General features: G+C 63.4%; 21 protein-coding genes and 1 riboswitch. Of the genes, 11 read left to right on the top strand and 10 right to left on the bottom strand.

Annotation, left to right across the window (positions count from 1 at the left end; all coding sequences use genetic code 11):
• Positions 1-446 precede the first annotated feature (446 nt).
• Genes NKJ32_RS12560 through NKJ32_RS12550 form a run of 3 tightly spaced genes read left to right on the top strand, consistent with a single transcriptional unit; the run spans position 447 to position 2,835 of the window.
• Positions 447-1,238, top strand: coding sequence for a DUF3108 domain-containing protein (locus NKJ32_RS12560; RefSeq protein ID WP_352754586.1), 792 nt, complete (start codon positions 447-449; stop codon positions 1,236-1,238).
• Between the two features lie 41 nt (positions 1,239-1,279).
• Complete coding sequence (yddG, locus tag NKJ32_RS12555; protein ID WP_352646686.1) at positions 1,280-2,167, top strand: aromatic amino acid exporter YddG; 888 nt, start codon at positions 1,280-1,282, stop codon at positions 2,165-2,167.
• Positions 2,164-2,835 (top strand): lysoplasmalogenase family protein, encoded by a 672-nt coding sequence (locus NKJ32_RS12550; RefSeq protein ID WP_352754585.1) that lies wholly within the window; start codon positions 2,164-2,166, stop codon positions 2,833-2,835. The genes yddG and NKJ32_RS12550 overlap by 4 nt, the downstream gene beginning before the upstream one ends.
• 331 nt (positions 2,836-3,166) lie before the next feature.
• Here the strand turns inward: NKJ32_RS12550 and NKJ32_RS12545 are convergent, their stop codons facing one another.
• From NKJ32_RS12545 to gloB, 3 genes are read right to left on the bottom strand one after another with little or no spacing between them, the layout of a single operon-like run.
• Positions 3,167-3,457 carry a hypothetical protein gene (locus NKJ32_RS12545; protein ID WP_352827690.1) on the bottom strand — a complete coding sequence of 97 codons (291 nt, stop codon included), beginning with the start codon at positions 3,455-3,457 and terminating at the stop codon, positions 3,167-3,169.
• A gap of 5 nt (positions 3,458-3,462) precedes the next feature.
• Positions 3,463-3,888, bottom strand: coding sequence for a cupin domain-containing protein (locus NKJ32_RS12540; protein ID WP_352754583.1), 426 nt, complete (start codon positions 3,886-3,888; stop codon positions 3,463-3,465).
• A 21-nt stretch (positions 3,889-3,909) separates the two neighbouring features.
• Complete coding sequence (gloB, locus tag NKJ32_RS12535) at positions 3,910-4,677, bottom strand: hydroxyacylglutathione hydrolase (protein WP_352451211.1); 768 nt, start codon at positions 4,675-4,677, stop codon at positions 3,910-3,912.
• Positions 4,678-4,775: 98 nt separating this feature from the next.
• Between gloB and NKJ32_RS12530 the strand changes: the two genes are divergently transcribed.
• From NKJ32_RS12530 to NKJ32_RS12520, 3 genes are all read left to right on the top strand, one after another.
• Positions 4,776-5,558 (top strand): class I SAM-dependent methyltransferase, encoded by a 783-nt coding sequence (locus NKJ32_RS12530; RefSeq protein WP_352646682.1) that lies wholly within the window; start codon positions 4,776-4,778, stop codon positions 5,556-5,558.
• 117 nt (positions 5,559-5,675) lie between these two features.
• On the top strand, positions 5,676-7,508 hold the full coding sequence (locus NKJ32_RS12525; protein WP_352827687.1) for an ABC transporter ATP-binding protein/permease: 1,833 nt from the start codon (positions 5,676-5,678) through the stop codon (positions 7,506-7,508).
• Between the two features lie 76 nt (positions 7,509-7,584).
• Positions 7,585-8,391 carry a DUF1194 domain-containing protein gene (locus tag NKJ32_RS12520; RefSeq protein ID WP_352634047.1) on the top strand — a complete coding sequence of 269 codons (807 nt, stop codon included), beginning with the start codon at positions 7,585-7,587 and terminating at the stop codon, positions 8,389-8,391.
• Positions 8,392-8,409: 18 nt separating this feature from the next.
• Here NKJ32_RS12520 and NKJ32_RS12515 read toward each other — a convergent pair whose 3' ends face one another.
• Together NKJ32_RS12515 and NKJ32_RS12510 are read right to left on the bottom strand one after the other, a co-directional pair.
• Positions 8,410-9,435: an RNA polymerase subunit sigma-70 gene (locus tag NKJ32_RS12515; RefSeq protein WP_352754581.1), complete on the bottom strand. Its 1,026-nt coding sequence runs from the start codon at positions 9,433-9,435 to the stop codon at positions 8,410-8,412.
• 42 nt (positions 9,436-9,477) lie between these two features.
• On the bottom strand, positions 9,478-10,224 hold the full coding sequence (locus NKJ32_RS12510; RefSeq protein WP_352452472.1) for an SDR family NAD(P)-dependent oxidoreductase: 747 nt from the start codon (positions 10,222-10,224) through the stop codon (positions 9,478-9,480).
• 234 nt (positions 10,225-10,458) lie between these two features.
• On the opposite strand from NKJ32_RS12510, the gene NKJ32_RS12505 reads away from it, so the two are divergent.
• Positions 10,459-10,779 (top strand): DUF1330 domain-containing protein, encoded by a 321-nt coding sequence (locus NKJ32_RS12505; protein WP_352754579.1) that lies wholly within the window; start codon positions 10,459-10,461, stop codon positions 10,777-10,779.
• An 85-nt stretch (positions 10,780-10,864) separates the two neighbouring features.
• On the opposite strand, the gene NKJ32_RS12500 is transcribed toward NKJ32_RS12505, so the two are convergent.
• The 3 genes from NKJ32_RS12500 to metX form a co-directional block, all read right to left on the bottom strand.
• Positions 10,865-11,212: a hypothetical protein gene (locus NKJ32_RS12500; protein ID WP_352471436.1), complete on the bottom strand. Its 348-nt coding sequence runs from the start codon at positions 11,210-11,212 to the stop codon at positions 10,865-10,867.
• A 130-nt stretch (positions 11,213-11,342) separates the two neighbouring features.
• Positions 11,343-11,957 (bottom strand): methionine biosynthesis protein MetW, encoded by a 615-nt coding sequence (metW, locus tag NKJ32_RS12495; protein WP_352570637.1) that lies wholly within the window; start codon positions 11,955-11,957, stop codon positions 11,343-11,345.
• A gap of 115 nt (positions 11,958-12,072) precedes the next feature.
• Entirely contained in the window at positions 12,073-13,242 is a 1,170-nt protein-coding gene (gene metX / locus NKJ32_RS12490) for a homoserine O-acetyltransferase MetX (protein ID WP_352570574.1), read from the bottom strand.
• Positions 13,243-13,318: 76 nt separating this feature from the next.
• A riboswitch (SAM riboswitch) is annotated at positions 13,319-13,396 on the bottom strand.
• Between the two features lie 139 nt (positions 13,397-13,535).
• Between metX and hisC the strand changes: the two genes are divergently transcribed.
• Both hisC and NKJ32_RS12480 read left to right on the top strand, forming a co-directional pair.
• A complete protein-coding gene (hisC, locus tag NKJ32_RS12485) occupies positions 13,536-14,645 on the top strand; it encodes a histidinol-phosphate transaminase (RefSeq protein ID WP_352754578.1) in 1,110 nt (369 codons plus the stop codon).
• A 6-nt stretch (positions 14,646-14,651) separates the two neighbouring features.
• The gene (locus NKJ32_RS12480) at positions 14,652-15,587 is read left to right on the top strand and encodes a prephenate/arogenate dehydrogenase family protein (RefSeq protein ID WP_352754575.1); all 936 of its coding nucleotides are present in this window, start codon (positions 14,652-14,654) and stop codon (positions 15,585-15,587) included.
• Positions 15,588-15,721: 134 nt separating this feature from the next.
• On the opposite strand, the gene NKJ32_RS12475 is transcribed toward NKJ32_RS12480, so the two are convergent.
• Positions 15,722-16,723: a DUF2125 domain-containing protein gene (locus tag NKJ32_RS12475; RefSeq protein WP_352570572.1), complete on the bottom strand. Its 1,002-nt coding sequence runs from the start codon at positions 16,721-16,723 to the stop codon at positions 15,722-15,724.
• Between the two features lie 113 nt (positions 16,724-16,836).
• On the opposite strand from NKJ32_RS12475, the gene NKJ32_RS12470 reads away from it, so the two are divergent.
• Positions 16,837-17,370 (top strand): gamma-glutamylcyclotransferase, encoded by a 534-nt coding sequence (locus NKJ32_RS12470; RefSeq protein WP_023677914.1) that lies wholly within the window; start codon positions 16,837-16,839, stop codon positions 17,368-17,370.
• A gap of 19 nt (positions 17,371-17,389) precedes the next feature.
• Here the strand turns inward: NKJ32_RS12470 and NKJ32_RS12465 are convergent, their stop codons facing one another.
• Complete coding sequence (locus NKJ32_RS12465; RefSeq protein WP_352456700.1) at positions 17,390-18,370, bottom strand: quinone oxidoreductase family protein; 981 nt, start codon at positions 18,368-18,370, stop codon at positions 17,390-17,392.
• A gap of 344 nt (positions 18,371-18,714) precedes the next feature.
• Here NKJ32_RS12465 and NKJ32_RS12460 point away from each other — a divergent pair, with 344 nt between their 5' ends.
• Positions 18,715-19,662 carry an aldo/keto reductase gene (locus NKJ32_RS12460; protein WP_352827682.1) on the top strand — a complete coding sequence of 316 codons (948 nt, stop codon included), beginning with the start codon at positions 18,715-18,717 and terminating at the stop codon, positions 19,660-19,662.
• The last annotated feature ends 1 nt before the right edge of the window (position 19,663 follow it).

The following is a 19,663-nucleotide window of genomic DNA, read 5'->3' as shown; positions in this document are numbered from 1 at the left end:
ACCGATGCCGGCGCTGCCCCTCATCCGCCTGCCGGCACCTTCTCCCCGTATAGTGACGGGGAGAAGGGGCTGGGCCGCAGGCTCGGCGCTTTCTGCAACTCCGCAAATTGGCGAAACCCTTTGCAAGGCGACCTTCTCCCCGTCCCTATACGGGGAGAAGTGCCCGGCAGGGCGATGAGGGGCTGCGCAAACCTGTCGCGATTTTCCAGGTGGCCACATTTTGTTCTTGCTTTGTGCCGGCAGCTATGCTACTAATTTCGGTATGGTGCTAATTGGCTCCAACGACCCGCCCGCCGAGGCGGGTTTTTTATTTTGGCCGTCAACCAGCCCCACCGTTGCCTGCCGACGGCGCCTTTCACATTAAGGCCGGAATTCAGCCTATAAGCGGTCGCACAGGGACATGCCAGACCGGAGCCGCCCGTCCGGTCGACAATCAAGGACCCGCCATGCCTCGTTCTTTCCTCCATGCCCTGGTCGTGCTGATGGCCGTCGCGCTGTCGACGACGGTTTCGGCCGCTGAGCCGCAATCCTTCACGGGCGAATATTCGGTGTCGTTCCTCGGCCTCTCCGTGGCCAAGGCGAAATTCTCCAGCCATTACGAGGGCGACACCTATTCGATCGAGGGCAGCGTTTCCGCCGCCGGGCTCGCCACTTTGTTCGACGATACCCGAGGCACGATCTCGTCGAAGGGCAAGATTTCGGGCAAGCAGTTGCAGCCGCAAGCGTTCCACGCCGACTACACGTCCGGCAAGAAGGCATCGATGATCGACATCCAGTTTGCCAACGGCGTCGTCACCTCGACCAAGGTCGTGCCTGAGCCGAAGAAGCGCAATCCCGAGAATTGGATACCGCTGGTCGGCAGCCATCTCGTATCGGTCCTCGATCCGATGGCCGCCACCGTCATCCATGCCGACAGCCTCGACCAGGTCTGCGGGCGCACGGTGAAGCTCTATGACGGCGAAATGCGTGCCGATCTCAAACTGACCTACGAGTCCAAAGGGTCGATCTCGGTGGCCGGCTACAAGGGCGATACGGTCACCTGCAGGCTGGGCTTCGAGCCGGTGGCCGGCTACCGCAAGAACCGCAAGGCGCTGAATTACCTGAAGAAACGCAGCCGCATCATGGTGACGTTTGCACCGGTCGGCCAAAGCGGCGTATATGCGCCGATCCGCGCCACGGTCAGCACGCAAATCGGCCCGTTGACGATCAGCGCGGAGCGGTTCGAAGCAAACGAATAGGCGTGATGGTGCGCCGCCAACGATGGGCAGGGGGCGACGGTATGGCGCGCGCAACACTGATCGGCTTCTCCGCGGTCGCCATGTGGGCGCTGCTGGCGCTGCTTACGGATGCTTCGGGCGCCGTGCCGCCGTTCCTGCTTTCGGCAATCACCTTTACGATCGGCACTTGCGTCGGGCTGGTTGCCCGGCTGTTCATGCCGGCAGCCGATGGCGCCGCGAAGATACCGCGCCAGGTTTGGGTGATCGGCATTGCCGGCCTGTTCGGCTACCACTTCTTCTATTTCACCGCGCTGCGCAATGCGCCGGCCGTCGAGGCCAGCCTGATCGCCTATCTGTGGCCGCTGCTGATCGTGCTGGGGTCGGCGCTGATGCCGGGCGAGCGGCTGGCCTGGAACCACGTCGCCGGCGCGCTGCTCGGCCTTGCCGGCACGGTCCTGATCGTCACCAAGGGCGGCGGGCTTGCCTTCGATGCGCGTTATGCCTTCGGCTACGCCATGGCCGGCGCCTGCGCGGTGTTGTGGTCGTCCTATTCGCTGTTGTCGCGGCGCTTCCCGTCGGTGCCGACCAGCATCGTCACCTGGTTCTGCGCCGCCACCGCGGCACTTTCGCTCATCTGCCATCTATTGCTGGAAGAAACGGTGCTGCCCAACGGCGCCGGCCAGTGGCTGGCCGTGCTCGGCCTCGGTCTGATGCCGGTGGGGGCGGCGTTCTATGCCTGGGACATCGGCGTCAAGCGCGGCAACATCCAGGTGCTGGGGGCGGCGAGCTATGCCGCGCCGCTGCTGTCGACGCTGGTGCTGATATCAGCCGGCTTCGCCGAGCCGTCATGGCGCATCCTCGCCGCTTGCGTGCTGATCACCGGCGGCGCGGCACTGGCGGCGAAATCGCTGTTCCTGCGCAAGAGGGCCACGAGCGAGGCAAACGCATGATGCCGTTTCCCGGCGGCATCGATGCCAATGCCAATGCGACGCTGCTGTTTTCGCTGGCGGCGGCGGTGATTTACGCGTTCAGCCTTGGCATGCCGCCGCGCCTTTCGCGGTCGGCGGCAAGGACATTGGCGGTGGCGATGCTGGCGGTGCTGGTCGCGCAGCAGGGCGGCCCATGGCTGCTCGTCGCCGCGCTCGGCGCCAGTGCCATCGGCGACGCCTTCCTGTCGCGCGACGGCGAGAAGGCATTTCTTGGCGGCACGGCCAGTTTTCTTGCCGCGCACGTGCTTTACGTCGTGCTGTTCCTGCGTGCCGGCGGCGGCCTCGGGCTGCTTTCGGCCGAGCCGTGGCGGGCAGCGATCGTGCTGGCGATGATCGTGTCGGCGCTGGCGATGCTTTTCGCGCTCTGGCGCCGCATCGGCCCGGCCTTGCGTTTGCCGATTGGCATCCATGCCGCGGCGCTGCTTGGCATGGGCATTGCGGCGCTCACCCTGAACAGCGTCGGGGTCGTCGGCGGCGTCGTCCTGCTCATGCTGTCCGACGGGCTGCACGCCGTGGAAAAGTTCCTGCTGCCCGCCATCTCGCCGCACCGCATTTGGGTGCGCCATGCGGTCTGGGCGCTGTATTACGTCGGCCAGCTGGCGATCACGCTGGGTTTCCTGCTGGGCTAGGTATCCAAGGACGCCAAATCACCGCCCCAATGGTCGCATGGCATTGTCGAGGTTGGCGCCGCCCCTCATCCGCCTGCCGGCACCTTCTCCCCGTATAGTGACGGGGAGAAGGGAGCTGGCGGCAGCACCAGCGCCCTTCTCGCAAACGCCGATGATTGGCGAAACCGTCGATGAGAGCGCTCCTCTCCCCGGTCCCTCTACGGGGAGAGGATGCCGGCAGGCAGGTGAGGGGCGGCGCGACGCTGAAAAGTCTTCTCTGCTCCGAAATGAAACAGCGGGCAAGCGAAGCGAACGCCGGATGAGCCGCACATCTTAGACTAGCTACTGTTCACTACCTCAACGTGGAACGCAGTGTCAGGTAAATCATGCATAAGAATCCGCCGAGGGCCACGACAAAAATCATGAAGAGCAAGCGTTTCTGAAGCGTCGGAAGTTGCTTCCATTCCTGAAACGTCATCCAGGACAAGAAGATCAAATAGGCTGCACCGAACACGGACATTAGAAAGAGCGCTACAAAGATGCTCTTCGGATAAATAGGGCGCAACAGAAGGCCTGCTATACCAATCGCGACGTAAGCGGCAATGAGCGCCTTGTTCCGCGCAGGAAGCCGATGATCATTCATGTCAATCATACTCCAGGCAGCCAGCCTGGTTCGGCGAGTTCGAAGGCGGCGAAATCGAAACCCGGCGCCACGGTGCAGCCGACCAGCGTCCATTCGCCGAGGCTGCGTGCCGACTGCCACCAGCCTGCCGGCACGACGATCTGCGGCCGCTCGCCCGCGGCAAGCGCCGTACCGAGGATCTCCTCGATGACGGGACCGCCTTCCCGATGTATCGACAGCGCCAGCGGCGCACCGTCATAGAAATGCCAGACCTCGGCCGCGTCCTTGACCCGGTGCCAGGCCGACAATTGGTCCTTCTCGAGGAGGAAATAGATCGCCGTCGAATGGCCGCGCGTGCCTGCCGCGCCGTCGCGAAAGGTCTCGGCATACCAGCCGCCTTCCGGATGCGGCTTCAGGCCGAGCAGGGCGATGATTTCGGCGGAACTGGTCACGACCCTAGCTCCTGGTGCCGCTCAGAAATTGTCCTTGCGCTTGCGGATCTCGGCGAACACTTCGGCGTCGGAGGCCTTCTCCAGGCCGAGATGCCTGCGGATCGCCGGATCGTGCCAGCGCAGGAACGGATTGGTCGACAGTTCCTCGCCGATGGTCGTCGGCAGCGTCGGTTTGCCGTCGGCGCGCAGCGCCTCGACCTTGGCGGCGCGCTCTTTCAGCGCCGAATTGGTCGGGTCGACGGTGAGCGCGAAACGGGCATTGGCCAGCGTATACTCATGGCCGCAATAGATAACCGTCTCGGCCGGCAGCGCCGCGAGCTTCTTCAGGGATTCGTACATCACCGGCGGCTTGCATTCGAGCAGCCGCCCACAGCCGAGCGCAAACAGCGTGTCGGCGGCGAAAGCCACTTTCGACGCCGGCAGATGATAGGTGACATGGCCGGCGGTATGGCCGGGTGTGGCGATGACCTCGATCCGTTCGTCGCCGAGATGGACGACCGAGCCTTGCTCGACAGTTTCGTCGATGCCGGGAATCTTTGCCTTTTCGGCTTCCGGCCCGACAATGCGCAGCTTGAAACGCTCCTTCAGCGCCAGATTGGCCTCGACGTGGTCGAGATGGTGGTGAGTGGTCAGGATCATCGTCGGGGTCCAGCCGGTGCGCTTGATCGCCGCCAGGATGGGCGCCTCCTCGGGCGCATCGATGAGCGCCGTCTGACCGCTTTTCGGGTCATGCACCAGCACGCCGAAATTGTCGCTGCGGCACATGAATTGTTCGATCTCGACCGGCATCGCATCTCTCCCTTTATTGCCGCAGACATAGGGCGCCTGCCAGCCGATGTCATCTGCCTTTGTTGAACTTGGACTGCTTCGAAGCTACCGTTCCGCGCATGCATTCAGACATTGTCGATCTCCGTTCGTTTTATTCGACCACGCTCGGCCGCCTGGCCGAACGCTCGATCACCATGGCGCTGTCCTCGATATGGGCCGTCGTGCCCAACGAGCGGCTGGTCGGCCTCGGCTACACCTTGCCGTGGCTGGAGCGCTTCGGCAGCGATGCCGAGCGCGTCTTTGCCTTCATGCCGGCGACGCAGGGCGCGGTGGTCTGGCCGGCGACCGGGCCGACGGCGACCGCGCTGGTCTTCGACGAGGAACTGCCGCTGGTTGATTCCTGCATCGACCGCATGCTCCTCGTCCATTCGCTCGAACATGTCGAGAACCCACGCGAGACGCTGAACGAGATCTGGCGGGTGCTGTCGCCGGCGGGCCGTGTCGTCATCGTCGTGCCCAACCGGCGCGGTGTCTGGGCACGCTTCGAGCATACGCCTTTCGGCAATGGCCGGCCGTTCTCGCGCGGCCAGCTGACCGAATTGCTGCGCGAAGCGAATTTCACGCCGGCGGCGTGGTCCGATGCGCTGTTCTTCCCGCCGTCGCCGCGACGTTTCATGATGCAGTTCCATAATGTGCTGGAACGCGCCGGCCGGCGCTTCTGGCCGATCTTCTCCGGCGTTATCGTCGTCGAGGCGCAGAAGCGGCTCTATCAAGGCGTGCCGGTTGCCCAGCGCGCGTCCCGCCGCGTCTTCGTGCCGGTTCTCTCGCCGCATGGCGCGCCGACGCTTGGCCGGGCTGTCGCGGGCCGAACACCCGGCACCGCCAGGATGACGCGTTCGTGATCCGAGACGTGCTTTTTCACGCCTATCTGACGATATCAGGTTTGCTGTCCGATTGAAGGCCGTGCGGCCGATCCCTATGACCGGTTTGGCATTGCTCCGAATGCAAGGATTTAACCGATGGATGATCGTCCGGATGTCGAGGCCAGCGCCCAGAAGCTTGCCACGTCGATCGAAGCCAGCAGCCTGCGTGAGCAGCTGGCAACAATCAAGATAGCGCTGACCACCTCGCCGGTGCGAAAACAATTGATTTGGGCATCGATCGGCATCGTCGCCGTCATCGTGGCGAGCTCGATCGGGCAGGTTCTGCTCAATCGCTGGAACCAGCCTTTCTACGACGCGCTGGCGCGGCGCGACATGCCGGCTTTCCTGCATCAGCTTCTGGTCTTTGCCGGCATCGCCGGCGGGCTTGTGGTGCTCAATGTCGGCCAGACCTGGCTCGACCAGATGCTCCGCCTGAAGCTGCGCGAGGCGCTGACGCTCGACCTGATCGACGAATGGATGCGGCCGGCGCGTGCCTTCCGGCTGACCCATGCCGGCGCCATCGGCGTCAATCCCGACCAGCGCCTGCAGCAGGATGCCGGGCATCTCTCCGATCTTTCCACCGGTCTTGGCATCGGCCTGCTGCAGTCCTGCATCCTGCTTGCCTCGTTCGTTGGGGTCCTGTGGTCGCTGTCTTCCGGCTTCGTCTTCCACATAGGCGGCCATTCGCTGGCCATACCCGGCTACATGGTCTGGGCGGCGATCCTTTATGCTGGCACCGCCTCCTGGTTGAGCTGGCTGGTCGGGCGACCGTTGATCCGCTTCAACAACGATCGCTATACGCGTGAGGCGGAACTGCGCTCCTCGGTGGTTCGCGTCAACGAGAATGTCGATGCCATCGCGCTGGCGCATGGCGAGGCCGATGCCAGGCGCCGGCTCGAATTCGATCTCGGCACGGTGCTGGGCGCCATGCGGCGCATCTACAGCGCCCAGATCAATCTTTCCTGGGTTACCGACACCTATGGCTGGATCACTGTCGTCGCGCCGATCCTGGTCGCCTCACCGGTCTATTTCGCCGGCGATATCAGCTTTGGCGGCTTGATGATGGCAGTCGGCGCTTTCAACCAGGTCCATTCGTCGCTGCGCTGGTTCATCAACAATATCGGCGGCATCGCCGATTGGCGCGCTACGCTGATGCGGGTCGCCGACTTCCGCATCGCGCTTGGCGACACCGACGCGCTGCACGATACGGAAAGGCGCATTTCGTTCGGCGAAAACCCGGACGGCAGCCTGACATTCGAGAAACTCGAGATCGCCTCGCCGGAGGGATGCACCAAGCTTGCCGAGCCGCATGTCGAAATCCGCGCCGGCGACCGGGTCATGATCACCGGAGATCCGGGCGCCGGCAAGACGCTGTTCTTCCGGGCCATTGCCGGTCTGTGGCCATGGGGCAGCGGACGGATCGGCATGCCGGCCGGAGAAGCGCCGATCTTTGTTCCGCGTACCCCCTATTTCCCGCTCGGCAAGCTGCGCGAGGTGCTCAACCATTCAGACGGCGCGGCGGAGGCGAGCGATGCCGAGATCTCGGAGGTGCTGGCCGATGTCGGGCTGCAACGCCTGTCGTCCTCGCTCGATCGCTCGGCGCGCTGGGAGCGTGAGCTCAGCGACGACGAGCAGCGTCTGCTGGCCTTTGCCAGGCTGGCCTTGCGACGGCCGAAATGGGTGATCATCGACGAGGCGCTGGACGCGTTCGACGGCCCAACGCTGAGGCAAGTGCTGTCGATGCTGGAGAAGCGCCTTCCCGACGCCGCGATCCTCAATATCGGCCGCGGCCAGCACAATGCCCGCTTCTTCCGGCGGGCGTTGACCATCGTCAAGGATGCCGGCCAGCCGCCACTCAAGCCGGCCCGTATCAGGGCAGGTGCCATCGAACCGCCCCCGGTTATCGTTTCGGCTGGCCGAAAGAAATAGAAGGCAAGCTTTATTTCGCCGCGATCGCGGCGAAAAACTGTCGCGATCGTTTCAGATGGGAACGTTCCGATCGGCCATGCTTGACGCTCTCGCCCTGCTCGCCTGCTTTGCCTGCACCCCGGCGGCACCTGCGGCCGCACCGGCCAATGCAATTGCCGTCGATGTCGAGCTGGTGCTGGCCGTCGACATCTCGCAGTCGATGGATGAAAGGGAGTTCGCCCTGCAGCGCGCCGGCTATGTCGCGGCGCTGCGCCACCCCGACTTCATCAACGCCGTGCGTGCCGGCACCTTCGGCCGCATCGCCATCGCCTATTTCGAATGGGCCGGCACCATCCGCGACGATGCGGTCATTGCCTGGCAGGTCGTCGACAGCAAGGAGAGCGCCAACGCTTTCGCCGACAAGATCGCGGCCCGCCCGTTCAGGAGCTTTCGCGGCACCTCGATTTCCGGTGCTGTGGCTTTCGGCGCCGAGCTTTTCAACGGCACGGCCTTCACCGGCAAACGCCGCGTCATCGACGTCTCGGGGGACGGCCCAAACAACACCGGCTTGCCGGTCACAACGGCACGCGATGCGGCGCTGGCGAAGGGCATCGTCATCAACGGGCTGCCGATCCTGATCAGCCCGTCACCCACCTTCAGCCATCTCGACCGGTATTATGCCGAATGCGTTACCGGCGGGCCGGGCTCGTTCGTGCTGCCGATCTATGCTGCTTCCGAATTCGCCACCGCCACTCGCCGCAAACTGATCCTCGAGGTCAGCGGCATCGAGTATCCCAAGCTGGATCCGAGGACGATCCGCATCGACGCACCGATCGACTGCCTGCAAGGCGAGCGCGACCGGCGGTTTTTCTCGGACCCATATTTCCCGGAACTCGACCGATAAGGCTGGCCCAGGGGTAAGCTAGGCTGGTGGCAGGCCGAAGGCCGGGAACAGAGATGGCCCGAGCGGCCCTATGAAGATCGTCAAGGAAGCGATCCCGCCCTCGGCTGCGTCGAACACATGCAGGGAATGGGCCCGCCATTCAGGGCCATCGTGGCTGCGGGAATAAACCCCGACCGCCGGCTGGGCATTGGCCCGGGTGGCCAGCGTGCGGAAGCCGCCAAACCTCGGCCAGACGGTCTCGAAGAAACCGCGGATCGCTTCGCGGCCTTGATACCATTCACGCCAAGGCGGCATTGTATAGATGGCGTCCTCACGCAGCAGCTCGATCAAGCTGTCGAGATTGGCGGCCTGCCAGGCCTGCATGTAGCGTTCGAGCAGCAGGCCTTCTTCGGGGCTGGGCCGTGATCGGCTGGCCGGCCGTCCCTGAGGATAGCGCGCCGCCAGCGTTGCGCGGGCCCGTTGCAACGCGCTGTTGATCGAAGCCGTCGATCCGCCCAGCAAACGCGCCGTCTCGACAGCCGACCATCCGAGGACGTCGGCAAGCAGCAGCGCGGCGCGCTGCCTGGGCGGCAGATCCTGGATCGCCGCGACGAAGGCGAGCTGGACGGCCTCGCGGCTCTCGTAACGGGCTTCCGGACCTGGCTCGCTGCCGGCAACGTCTGGAAGCTCGGCGTCGGGGTAGGGCTCCAGCCAGGCGATGTCGGCTACAGGCCCGCCTATGGCCGCCCCGTGCGAGGGCTGCCGTCCGGGTTCCCGGAGAATGCGACGCGCCCTCGACCTCGCCTTGATGGCGTTGAGGCAAGCGTTGGTCGCGATCATGTAGAGCCAACCGCGAACCGAACCTCGCCCGTCGAACTCCGATCTTGCGCGCCAGGCGCGAAGCAACGCGTCCTGGACGAGGTCGTCGGCCTCGTGCAGCGAACCCATCATGCGATAACAATGCAGCTTGAGCTCGCGGCGATGCGCGGCCGTGACCTTCTCGAAGGCCAGCCGATCGAGGATCGGCTGGCGTGATGGTTCCAGAGGTGGTTGAGCGTCTGTCATGTGGCTTGTGCGGTTACGAGCGAGCGTTGCATTACGCGCCCCTCAGGCGGCCGGGGCAAGCCCGCTACCGCTCACCATGAAGGAACTGCCTTGCGGCTGGCCGGTGGCGAGTGCGACCACCGCCCGTCCGACATCGGCCGGCGTTTGCATGTCGGTCATGGCGGCGATGAAGTCCGCCGGCTGGATGCCCATATAGGCCGCTATGCTGTCGACGCCGGCTTTGCCCACGCCGGTTTCCGGCATGATGCGCATCGGCGCGAGCGCCATGAAGCGCAGGCCGAGGCCAAGCCGGTCGGCCTCCTTCTGGCTATGACCGGCCAGGAACATCTGCATGCGTTTTGCGCCGGCATAGCCGCCGGCGTTCGGTGGTCCGCCGGTCAAAGCCGCGCCGCTGGAGATCAGAACGATCCGGGTCCCCGGTTTGAGCGGACGCCGCAGAGCGGCCCGGCAAAACAGGAACGACGCCTTGACGTCCGTGTCCCAATTTGCCGAGAACGCCTTCCAGTTCTGTTCATGCACCGGCGCAGAAGGGGCCAGCGCACCTGCGCAGATCACCAGTACGTCCGGCTCAAGCGCGGCGAAGACCTTATCCGGGGCGGAGTCCACCGTAGCATCGACCGCGAGCGTCTTCACGCCCGAGACCTCCCAGGCAAATTGCGCCAGGGCCTGTTTTCCGCGGGCGACGGCCAGCACCGTCGCTTTCTCCTTGAGAGCGGCCTCCGCGATCGAGCGGCCGACACCACGGCTGCCTCCGACGACGACGACATTCTGATTTTGCAACGATCCCATGGATCACCTCTCGTTCCCGGCCGCCGGACCATCCAGACGCGCTCATCGATAAGGACAGCGCAGGCGGGTGGAAATCATCGGTGCCAGGCGGAAATATCTTTCAGGTGACGGCAGCCGCGCGTCGCTTTTGTATTCAGTGTCATTACCTCTGGGGTAATCGACCAGCGCACTACGTCTCGGCAAAATGCTCCCATCAAGCCGGTTGTCCGGCCTTCGACCACAAGGAGACACGCCATGACCGCCTACGCCGTCGCCCATATGCGCCAGGTCACGCCGGGGCCGCAGATCGTCGAGTACCTGCACAAGATCGATGCCACGCTGGAACCGTTTGGCGGCCGCTTCGTGGTGCACGGAGGCGAGGTGGAAATCGTTGAAAACACCTGGCCGGGCTATCTCATAGTCATCGAGTTTCCCAACCGGCAGCAGGCACGTGCATGGTACGACTCGCCCGCCTATCAGGAGATATTGCCGCTGCGCACCGGCAATTCCCAGTCCGACGTGGTCTTCGTCGACGGCGTCCAGCACCCCCACAAGGCCACGGACGTGCTTGAATAGGGGGAATGATCGGGTACAACCGGCGTCTATGGTGCCGCCATCTATCTGGCGGCACCGAATTTGGATCGCGTCTGCATCGGCAGCTTCACCGCCCCTGCAGCACCTTGATCGCGTTGGACATGTCGCCATGCGACAATGCAGCCAGGTAATCCGAGTAGTTGATCCTCCCGTTCGCGAAGCCGTTCATCAATCGCGTGCAGAACGTGTGTTCCAATCCGGCATCCGGGACGTTCATGAGCGCGGCGAGGTTTGCCCTTTCAACCTTGCCGAACCGCATCTTGAATTTGGTCATGCACCGCTGGATCGCCTGCCGTTTCAGCGCCGGGCTGCCGCTCAACGCGACTTGTCCATTCTGGAAATCGGTCTTCGACGTCGTGCATCCGGAAATCAAAGTGGCCGACATCAAAGCTGTTGCTAATACTAACGTCTTCATTGCTTCCCCCAAACCAACCCGTTTGAGACCTGTTAAAGCAACAAAGAATGCCGGGCAACTTCATTGGATTGAAAATTGAAAATATGGTTTCTTGCGCAGGTCTGAGGTTCGTTGCTTCTGCCTGTCAAACCTATCGTTTCAGCAGGAATACCGCTTGCTGGCCGAAAAAGTTCCAGAACCACCAAGGCATGGAGAAGCCGATCCGCTGGCCGTTGGCGTCGAGCGCGGTTGCCTTTTCCACCGTCGCGCCAAGCTCGTCGCACAGATTGACGAAGTCGCGAATGGTGCAGAAATGGATGTTGGGCGTGTCGTACCAGGAATAGGGCAGGTCCTTGGTCACCGGCATGCGGCCGTTGAAGAGCAGCGAAAGGCGCACCCGCCAGTGGCCGAAATTCGGGAATGAGACGATGGCGCGGTTGCCGATCCGGAGCAGTTCGTCGAGCACCAGCTTCGGATTGCGGGTCGCCTGCAAGGTCTGCGACAGAACGACGAAGTCGAAACCCTTGTCGGGATAGAATTGGAGATCCTTGTCGGCATCGCCTTGAATAACCGACAGGCCGCGCGCCACGCATTCGTTGACGCCGCGCTGCGACAGTTCCAGGCCGCGACCGTCGACCTTCTTGGTCGCCTGCAGCAATTCGAGCAGCAGGCCGTCGCCGGAACCGACATCCAGCACCCGCGACTGCGGCGGGATGAGATCGGCGACGACTTCGAGGTCGACGCGCTGGGCGCGGTTGACGCTCATGCGTTCGCCTCTTGCCTGACGCATGACCCTGATCCGAAAAGCCTGCAACTTTTCGGGGTCATGCGCTGATGCCTGGCACATGGTCCTGATCCGAACAATCCGCAACTTTTCGGGGTCATGCGCCGAGCCCTCTCGCCCGCGCGGCCGAGGCGATGAAGCCCTTGATGGCGGCGAACAGTTCCGGTTCGTCGAGCAGGAAGGCGTCGTGGCCGCGGTCGGTCTCGATCTCGACGAACGAGACCGAAGCGCCGGCCGCGTTCAGCGCGTGCACGACCGAGCGGCTCTCCTCGGTCGGGAACAGCCAGTCGCTGGTGAACGAAACCAGGCAGAAGCGCGTCTTGGTGCCGGCGAAGGCATCGGCCAACCGGCCGCCATGGTCGGCGGCGAGATCGAAATAGTCCATCGCCCGGGTCATGTAGAGATAGGAGTTGGCATCGAAGCGATCGACGAAGGTCATGCCCTGATGGCGCAGATAGCTCTCGATCTGGAAGTCGGCATCGAAACCGAAGGTCAGGGCTTCGCGGTCCTGCAGGTTGCGGCCGAACTTGCGGTGCAGCGCTGCTTCCGACAGATAGGTGATGTGGGCGGCCATGCGCGCCACCGCCAGCCCCTTTTCCGGCCGCTTGCTGTGCTCGAAATACTTGCCGCCATGCCAGTCCGGGTCGGCCATCACCGCCTGCCTGCCGACCTCGTGGAAAGCGATGTTCTGCGAGGAATGGCGGGCGCCGGTGGCGATCGGCAGCGCCGAGAAGACGCGCTCCGGATAGCTGGAGGCCCATTGCAGCACCTGCATGCCGCCCATCGAGCCGCCAAGCACGCTGAACAGCTGTTCGATGCCGAAATGCTCGACCAGCATCAGCTGCGCCCGCACCATGTCGCGGATGGTGATGATCGGCAGGTCGAGCCCGTAGGGCTTGGCGGTGGCGGGATTGGTCGAGGCGGGGCCGGTGGAGCCGAGACAGCCGCCGATGACGTTTGACGAGATGACGAAGAAACGGTCGGTATCGATGATCTTGCCGGGACCGATCAGCACTTCCCACCAGCCCGGCTTGCCGGTCACCGGATTGGTGTTGGCGACATGCTGGTCGCCGGTCAGCGCATGGCAGACGAGGATGGCGTTGGAGCGCGCGTCGTTGAGCGTGCCATAGGTCTGGTAGGCGATCTGGAACGGCGACAGCAGCGTGCCGGCGTCGAGCTTGAGCGGCTTGTCGGCGCCGAAACGCAACACCGGGCTCGACGGCTGGTCGGCCTCGTTGTTGGTTTTTCGCGCGCGCAAAGCGACCATCACATCTCCTTGCCCGGCCTTCAGTTGTCCACCGGTCTGGGCAACAAAAAACCGGCCATGCCTTCGCAAAGCCGGTTACAAGATGCAAACGGCCCTTTAGCAAGTTGTTTAACGTGGCTGCAAGCCGACCGGCCAAATCACCACGGAACTGTAGCCGTTCTTCTATGACTCGCGCATGGCTTCGTCAACGGCAAGTTCTTGATCCCGAATTGCCGGCCCCTCGACATTCCGGGCCACGGCTTGTATTTCCGCTGCGGCTTCCGGATGGAGGCACTCTCGACGGATTTCATGAAATGAGCCAGACACCGGATCAGACACGTCCAAGGCCCCGCGCCGGCATCATGGACATCGAAGCCTATGTGCCCGGCAAGAGCGCGGCGCCTGAAGGTGTCGCCAAGGTCCATAAATTGTCGGCGAACGAGAACCCGCTCGGTCCTTCGCCAAAGGCGATAGAGGCCGCGCGCGCGGTCGCCGACAAGCTCGCGGTCTATCCCGACGGCAGCGCCAGGCGCCTGAGGGAAGCGATCGCCGAGGTGCACGGGCTCAACCCGGCGAACATCGTCTGCTCCAACGGCTCCGACGAGATTCTGGGCCTGCTGGCGCAGACCTACCTCGCGCCCGGCGACGAAGCCATCATCACCGAACACGGCTTCATGGTCTACAAGATCTACATACAGTCGGCCGGTGCCGTCCCGGTGACGGTCAAGGAGACCGATGAACGCGCCGATATCGATGCGATCCTCGCCGCGGTGACGCCGCGCACCAGGATCATCTTCCTTGCCAATCCAAACAATCCAACCGGCACCTACGTGCCGTTCCAGGAGGTCCGCCGCCTGCATGCCGGCCTGCCGCGAAACGTGCTTCTGGTGCTGGATGCAGCTTACGCCGAATATGTCCGGCGCAACGATTATGAAGCCGGCGTCGAGTTGGTGGGCAGCGCGGAAAACGTGGTCATGACCCGCACTTTCTCCAAATTGGGCCTGGGCGGGGCGCGGATCGGCTGGATGTATGCGCCAATGCACGTCATCGACGCGATCAACCGCGTGCGGGGACCCTTCAACGTCAATGCGACGGCAATCGAGGCCGGCATCGCGGCGATCCGCGACCGTGCCCACATCGAACGCAGCGTCGCGCACAACGAGACCTGGCTGGCCTGGCTGAGCGAGCAATTAAGCGGGCTCGGGCTGCGGGTGACGCCGAGCGTCGGCAATTTCATCCTCATCCACTTTCCCGAGGACAAAAAGCATTCGGCGGCGGCCGCCGACGACTACCTCAGTGCGCGCGGCTACATATTGCGGCGCGTTTCCGGCTACGGTTTTCCGAACGCGCTGCGCATGAGCATCGGCACCGAAGAGGCCAATCGCGGCGTTGTCGCAGCACTCGCGACATTCCTGAAAAGCTAGAACACCATGACCTCACCGATGTTCGAAAAGATCGCGCTGGTCGGCATCGGCCTGATCGGCTCGTCGCTGGCCCGCGTCATCCGCCGCGAGGGACTCGCCGGCCAAGTCGCGATTTCGACGCGCAGCGACGCGACGCTGGCACGGGCGAGCCAACTCGGCCTTGGCGACACCTATACGACGGATGCGAAAGAGGCGGTTCGCGATGCTGATCTGGTTATCGTTTCGGTGCCGGTCGGCTCTTCAGGCACGGTCGCCGCGGAGATCGCGCCGGCGCTGAAGAAGGGCGCCATCCTCACCGATGTCGGCTCGACCAAGGCATCGGTGATCGCGCAGATGCAGCCGCATGTGCCTGATGGCGTGCACTTCATCCCCGGCCATCCTTTGGCCGGCACCGAAAAATCGGGACCGGACGCCGGTTTTGCCGAACTGTTCGAGAACCGCTGGTGCATTTTCACGCCTCTGCCCGGTACCGATCCCGCAGCACTGGAAAAGCTCTCGGAATTCTGGCGCCGCTGCGGCTCCAACATCGACACGATGGACCCGCAGCATCACGACATGACGCTGGCCATCGTTTCGCACCTGCCGCATATCATCGCTTACAACATCGTCGGTACCGCCGACGATCTGGAGTCGGTGACCAAGTCCGAGGTCATCAAATACTCGGCTTCCGGCTTTCGCGACTTCACCCGTCTCGCGGCGTCCGACCCGACCATGTGGCGCGACGTCTGCCTGCACAACAAGGACGCCATTCTCGAAATGCTGGCGCGGTTTTCCGAGGATCTGTCCTCGCTGCAGCGGGCGATCCGCTGGGGCGACGGCGAAAAACTGTTCGACCTGTTCACCCGCACCCGCGCCGTCCGCCGCTCGATCATCGAGGCCGGCCAGGATATCGACGTACCGGATTTCGGTCGCCAGGCAGTCGAACACCCGCCGAGGGGATAAGCCGCGGCAGGCCGATCGCAGGCCAGCCTGGCTTACAGCGGTTCATCGTTTCACAGAAACGCCGAACCGCTCTATCTCTTTGTTTTTGCGCAATTCCGGACGGAAAACCGTTTCACACTTTTCCTGGAGTTGCTCTAGTCGAGCGGCTTGATCTTGCCGAGCGGGATGAAGCCGAGCGAGGCCTTGCCCCTGACGATCTTCAGCGGCATCGACGGCTGGTTGCCGAGCAGCGCCAGTCCGGCAAAGCCGGTTTGGATCTGTTTCTTCTGCTCGGGGATGGCGGTGGCGAGGATTGCCGCCACGGCCTTCGGATCATTGAGCCTGATTGTCAGGTCGGCATTTATGAGACCGTCGTCATCGACCGACAGCGGTCCGGAAACGGTGATGCGCGCGGTTCCGGACGACAGATCGAGCTTGTGGATTTCGGCGGCCTGGCCGCGAAGGCTCTTCGGATTTGCCTTGATCAGTGTCACGCCGTTCTTCAGCGTCAGGTCGCCGCTGCCGTCCAGCGGCGGCAAGACGCGCCCGTCGATGGCCGCCGCGTCGATTTCAAGATCGGTGAAATTGCCGGCATAGTCGATGTCCGGGCCGTTTGGGCGCAATTGTCCCGTGGCGGTTCCGGCGCTGAACAGCGAGACGGGATCGGTGTCGTCTGCCGGATCGGTCTGGCCGGACAGGCCTTCTGTCTGCAGCGAGAGGCGCCTCGGCAGCGGCCAGGACAGCTTCATGTCGGCCCGCAGATCATCCCAGTCGATCCAGAGCGGGGTCATGCCGGGAACTGAGGTCCTGAGCGGCCCCCTGAGCTCGGCGGCAGGCGACAGAAGCCGCGTGATCTGCGTGGCGGCGTTGATCTTGCCTGTCGATGCCGCGACGTTGCGGCTGTCGTCCTCGTAAGCCAGGCTGTCGCAGGAAACGGTGAAGCTGAAGGGATAGCCGCTGACCGCGAGATTGGCGCAGTCGGCCCTGATGCCTTTGTCGTCGAGATCGGCGACCGCCTTGTCGGTCGCGCTCTCGACCAGGTCCGCCAGGTAGAACCAGCCCGCGCTGTAGATGCCGAACAGCACGAGAATGAAAGCGGCAAGCCACAACAGGCGGCGACGTTGGCTGGGCGGCGGGCGCTCGTCACTTGACGTCATGCTGCGGCTTTCGTTAACGCGGGTGGCACGGGCGGGCTGTCGCTTGCGGCAACAACAGGTAGACGGACTGAAACACCACCGGTGGGTGGTTCGTCACAATCAGGCTTGGCGATATGGGCGATTTTTGGGTTTTTGGCTACGGCTCACTGATCTGGCGACCGGGATTCGCGCATGTCGAGACGCGGCGCGCCCGCCTGCATGGCTACCGCCGTTCGCTGTGCGTCTATTCTTTCGTGCATCGCGGCACGCGCGAACGGCCGGGCCTGGTGCTCGGCCTCGACCGCGGCGGCTCCTGCATCGGGCTCGCGTTCCGGGTTCCAGGCGAGCTGCGCAACGAGGTCATTACCTATCTGCGCGAACGCGAGCTGGTCACCAACGTCTATCTCGAACGTGTGCTCAGCGTTCGCCTCGACAAGGGTAAAACGGATGGGGGCGAGACGGTCGACGCCGTCGCCTATGTCGTGGACCGCAGCCATGAGCAATATGCCGGTGCGCTCGACGCAGCCGAGGCGGCGGCCGTCGTCCGCGGCGCCGTCGGCCAGTCGGGGAGGAATGAGGATTACGTGCTCAGCACGCTGGAGCACCTCGAAGCACTGGGTATAAGCGACCACTGGCTGGAAGACGTGACAAGACGGGTCGCGACGTAGCTTCGGTGTCGTGAGCGGGCTACATCCTGAAAATCTGTTTTCCAAGATCGGCGCGATCCAGGCTGTTTGCCACGGCAAGCTTGAACTCGGTCAGCGGGTGGAGACCGCCGACAGGAACGTGGAAGCCGGGCTGGCCGAAGGTGTCGATAATCTCGCGTAGCACAGGCCGGTCGGCTTCGGCCAGCGGCGAAAAGAAATAGCGATAGATATTCGCCCTGATCTCGACGCCGCTCAGCAAGACATCGAAATTGTGCAGCTCGAAGCGCTCGGCACTCATGCCGCCATTGATCACCATCTGCCCGCCGAGCGCCAGGGTGCGGATCAATTCGCCGCTGACAGGTCCGCCGACATTGTCGATAATCCCGTTCAATCCGGCGCCACCGGTGATATCCATCACCGCTTCCCGGATACTTGTCTTCAAGTCCGAAAGGTCAAGAATGGCGCCGACGCCAAGCGTCTTCAGGTCGAAGCTTTGGTGCGAGCGCCGCACAAGCGCGATGACGTTGATGCCGCGTCGTTGGGCGAACTGCATCACCATTGTCGAAATCGACGAATAGCCGGCCGTGACAGCCAGCCACTGGCCAGGCCGCACACGGGAATCCACCAGCAGATCCCACGCGGTAATGGGGTTCACCATCTGCCCGGCGCGTTCGACCGGATAGCCGGCAGGCAACGGGATCAGCCATTCGGCGGGAATCGCCGCGTACTCGGCCCAACTGCCATAATAGCTGAATGCGACAAGCGTGCCCGGTTCCAGCAAAACGTCCGCGCCAACGGCTTCGACGATGCCGGCGCCATGGTTTCCCGCGATCTGCCGGGGAAAATGCGGCTTCTTCGGTTCGGGATAGAGGTTCTGGATAAACAGGAAGTCGCCCGGATTGATCGAGGCCGAGACCATCCTGACCAGCACTTCGCCGTCGCCGATCCGCGGCATCGGCAGGTCGTCCACATAGAGCACGTCGCGCGGCGAGCCGATGGCGTCAAATACAATTGCTTTCATTCCGGTCTCCACAACAAACGATCCGGGGCAAACAGTCCGGGCTTGGCCAGACCGTGCCGAGATTTGCGTCGGCGCCGCGGAACCTATGGCCGGCCGGCAAAGGTCTGAATTGGCAGATTTGACAATCTATGTGCTAAACTTGCCAGATTGTTTCCTCAGAGGGTACTGGTTTGGAAATTCGGGACAGCGTCTTGAAGCCCGACACGGCGCGGCGGGTCGCGGTTTTGTGAAGCGCCGGCGGGCTGGAAAAGAGGCTATGCGTTTGACGTTGCCACGGTGCGACATAGGTTAGCTCGGTCGGCGGCTCCCACCCGCCCCAGCATGAATCACCATGGAGATCAGCCTTGCAGAAACGTCGTCTCGGTCGCACCGACCTATCCATCGCGCCATTGGTTCTGGGCGGCAATGTGTTCGGCTGGACCGCCGATGAGAAAACCTCGTTCGACCTGCTCGACCGCTTTGTCGACGCTGGCCTCAACGCCATCGACACGGCCGATTCCTATTCGCGCTGGATTCCCGGCCACGAGGGCGGCGAATCCGAAACCATTATCGGCAAATGGATGAAAAGCCGCGGCAACCGCGACAAGGTTGTCGTTATCACCAAGGTCGGTTCGGATATGGGGCAGGGCAAGAGGGATCTGTCCGCCGCCTACATCGAAAAGGCCATCGACGCCACGCTGAAGCGGCTGCAGGTCGATACAATCGATCTCTATCTGTCGCACTGGCCTGATCCGGCCACTCCCTATGAGGAAACGCTCGGCGCCTACCAGAAACTGCTCGACAAGGGCAAAATCCGTTATGCCGGCGCTTCCAACCTCGACGCCGCCCAGTTGCGGGCCGCACTCGACGTAGCAAGCCTGCGCGGCCTGCCGCGCTACGAGGTGCTGCAGCCGGAATACAACCTTTACGACCGCTCGTCCTTCGATGGTCCGCTGCGTGATCTGTGCGCGGCCGAGGACATCGGCGTCATCACCTATTTCAGCCTCGCCAAGGGGTTTCTGAGCGGCAAGTACCGCAGCGAGGCCGACCTCGGCAAAAGCCTGTGCGGTGGCGGTGTGAAAGGCTATCTCAACACCCGCGGCATGCGCATTCTCTCAGCGCTCGATGCCGTTTCAGCCAGACATTCGGCCAAGCCAGCGGAAGTGGCGCTTGCCTGGGTCATGGCACGGCCCGGCGTCACCGCTCCGATCGCCAGCGCGACGACGCTCGACCAGCTCGACAGCCTGGTGCGTGCCGCGTCGTTGCAGCTCAGCCCGGACGATATCGCCGAGCTCGACAAGGCCAGCGCATAGC

Source organism: Mesorhizobium sp. M0159, from assembly GCF_040322295.1.
In the GTDB taxonomy this organism is placed as follows: domain Bacteria; phylum Pseudomonadota; class Alphaproteobacteria; order Rhizobiales; family Rhizobiaceae; genus Mesorhizobium.
This window is presented reverse-complemented; position numbering and strand designations above follow the sequence as displayed.

Excerpts from the sequence above, each read along its gene's own strand:
- NKJ32_RS12475 (WP_352570572.1), bottom strand. The coding sequence starts at position 16,723 with ATGACGTCAAGTGACGAGCGCCCGCCGCCCAGCCAACGTCGCCGCCTG.
- NKJ32_RS12465 (WP_352456700.1), bottom strand. The coding sequence starts at position 18,370 with ATGAAAGCAATTGTATTTGACGCCATCGGCTCGCCGCGCGACGTGCTC.
- NKJ32_RS12550 (WP_352754585.1), top strand. The coding sequence starts at position 2,164 with ATGATGCCGTTTCCCGGCGGCATCGATGCCAATGCCAATGCGACGCTG.
- NKJ32_RS12505 (WP_352754579.1), top strand. The coding sequence starts at position 10,459 with ATGACCGCCTACGCCGTCGCCCATATGCGCCAGGTCACGCCGGGGCCG.
- gloB (WP_352451211.1), bottom strand. The coding sequence starts at position 4,677 with ATGCCGGTCGAGATCGAACAATTCATGTGCCGCAGCGACAATTTCGGC.
- NKJ32_RS12545 (WP_352827690.1), bottom strand. The coding sequence starts at position 3,457 with ATGAATGATCATCGGCTTCCTGCGCGGAACAAGGCGCTCATTGCCGCT.
- NKJ32_RS12500 (WP_352471436.1), bottom strand. The coding sequence starts at position 11,212 with ATGAAGACGTTAGTATTAGCAACAGCTTTGATGTCGGCCACTTTGATT.
- NKJ32_RS12525 (WP_352827687.1), top strand. The coding sequence starts at position 5,676 with ATGGATGATCGTCCGGATGTCGAGGCCAGCGCCCAGAAGCTTGCCACG.
- yddG (WP_352646686.1), top strand. The coding sequence starts at position 1,280 with ATGGCGCGCGCAACACTGATCGGCTTCTCCGCGGTCGCCATGTGGGCG.
- hisC (WP_352754578.1), top strand. The coding sequence starts at position 13,536 with ATGAGCCAGACACCGGATCAGACACGTCCAAGGCCCCGCGCCGGCATC.
- NKJ32_RS12530 (WP_352646682.1), top strand. The coding sequence starts at position 4,776 with ATGCATTCAGACATTGTCGATCTCCGTTCGTTTTATTCGACCACGCTC.
- NKJ32_RS12515 (WP_352754581.1), bottom strand. The coding sequence starts at position 9,435 with ATGACAGACGCTCAACCACCTCTGGAACCATCACGCCAGCCGATCCTC.
- NKJ32_RS12520 (WP_352634047.1), top strand. The coding sequence starts at position 7,585 with ATGCTTGACGCTCTCGCCCTGCTCGCCTGCTTTGCCTGCACCCCGGCG.
- metX (WP_352570574.1), bottom strand. The coding sequence starts at position 13,242 with ATGGTCGCTTTGCGCGCGCGAAAAACCAACAACGAGGCCGACCAGCCG.
- NKJ32_RS12560 (WP_352754586.1), top strand. The coding sequence starts at position 447 with ATGCCTCGTTCTTTCCTCCATGCCCTGGTCGTGCTGATGGCCGTCGCG.
- NKJ32_RS12480 (WP_352754575.1), top strand. The coding sequence starts at position 14,652 with ATGACCTCACCGATGTTCGAAAAGATCGCGCTGGTCGGCATCGGCCTG.
- NKJ32_RS12510 (WP_352452472.1), bottom strand. The coding sequence starts at position 10,224 with ATGGGATCGTTGCAAAATCAGAATGTCGTCGTCGTCGGAGGCAGCCGT.
- NKJ32_RS12470 (WP_023677914.1), top strand. The coding sequence starts at position 16,837 with ATGGGCGATTTTTGGGTTTTTGGCTACGGCTCACTGATCTGGCGACCG.
- metW (WP_352570637.1), bottom strand. The coding sequence starts at position 11,957 with ATGAGCGTCAACCGCGCCCAGCGCGTCGACCTCGAAGTCGTCGCCGAT.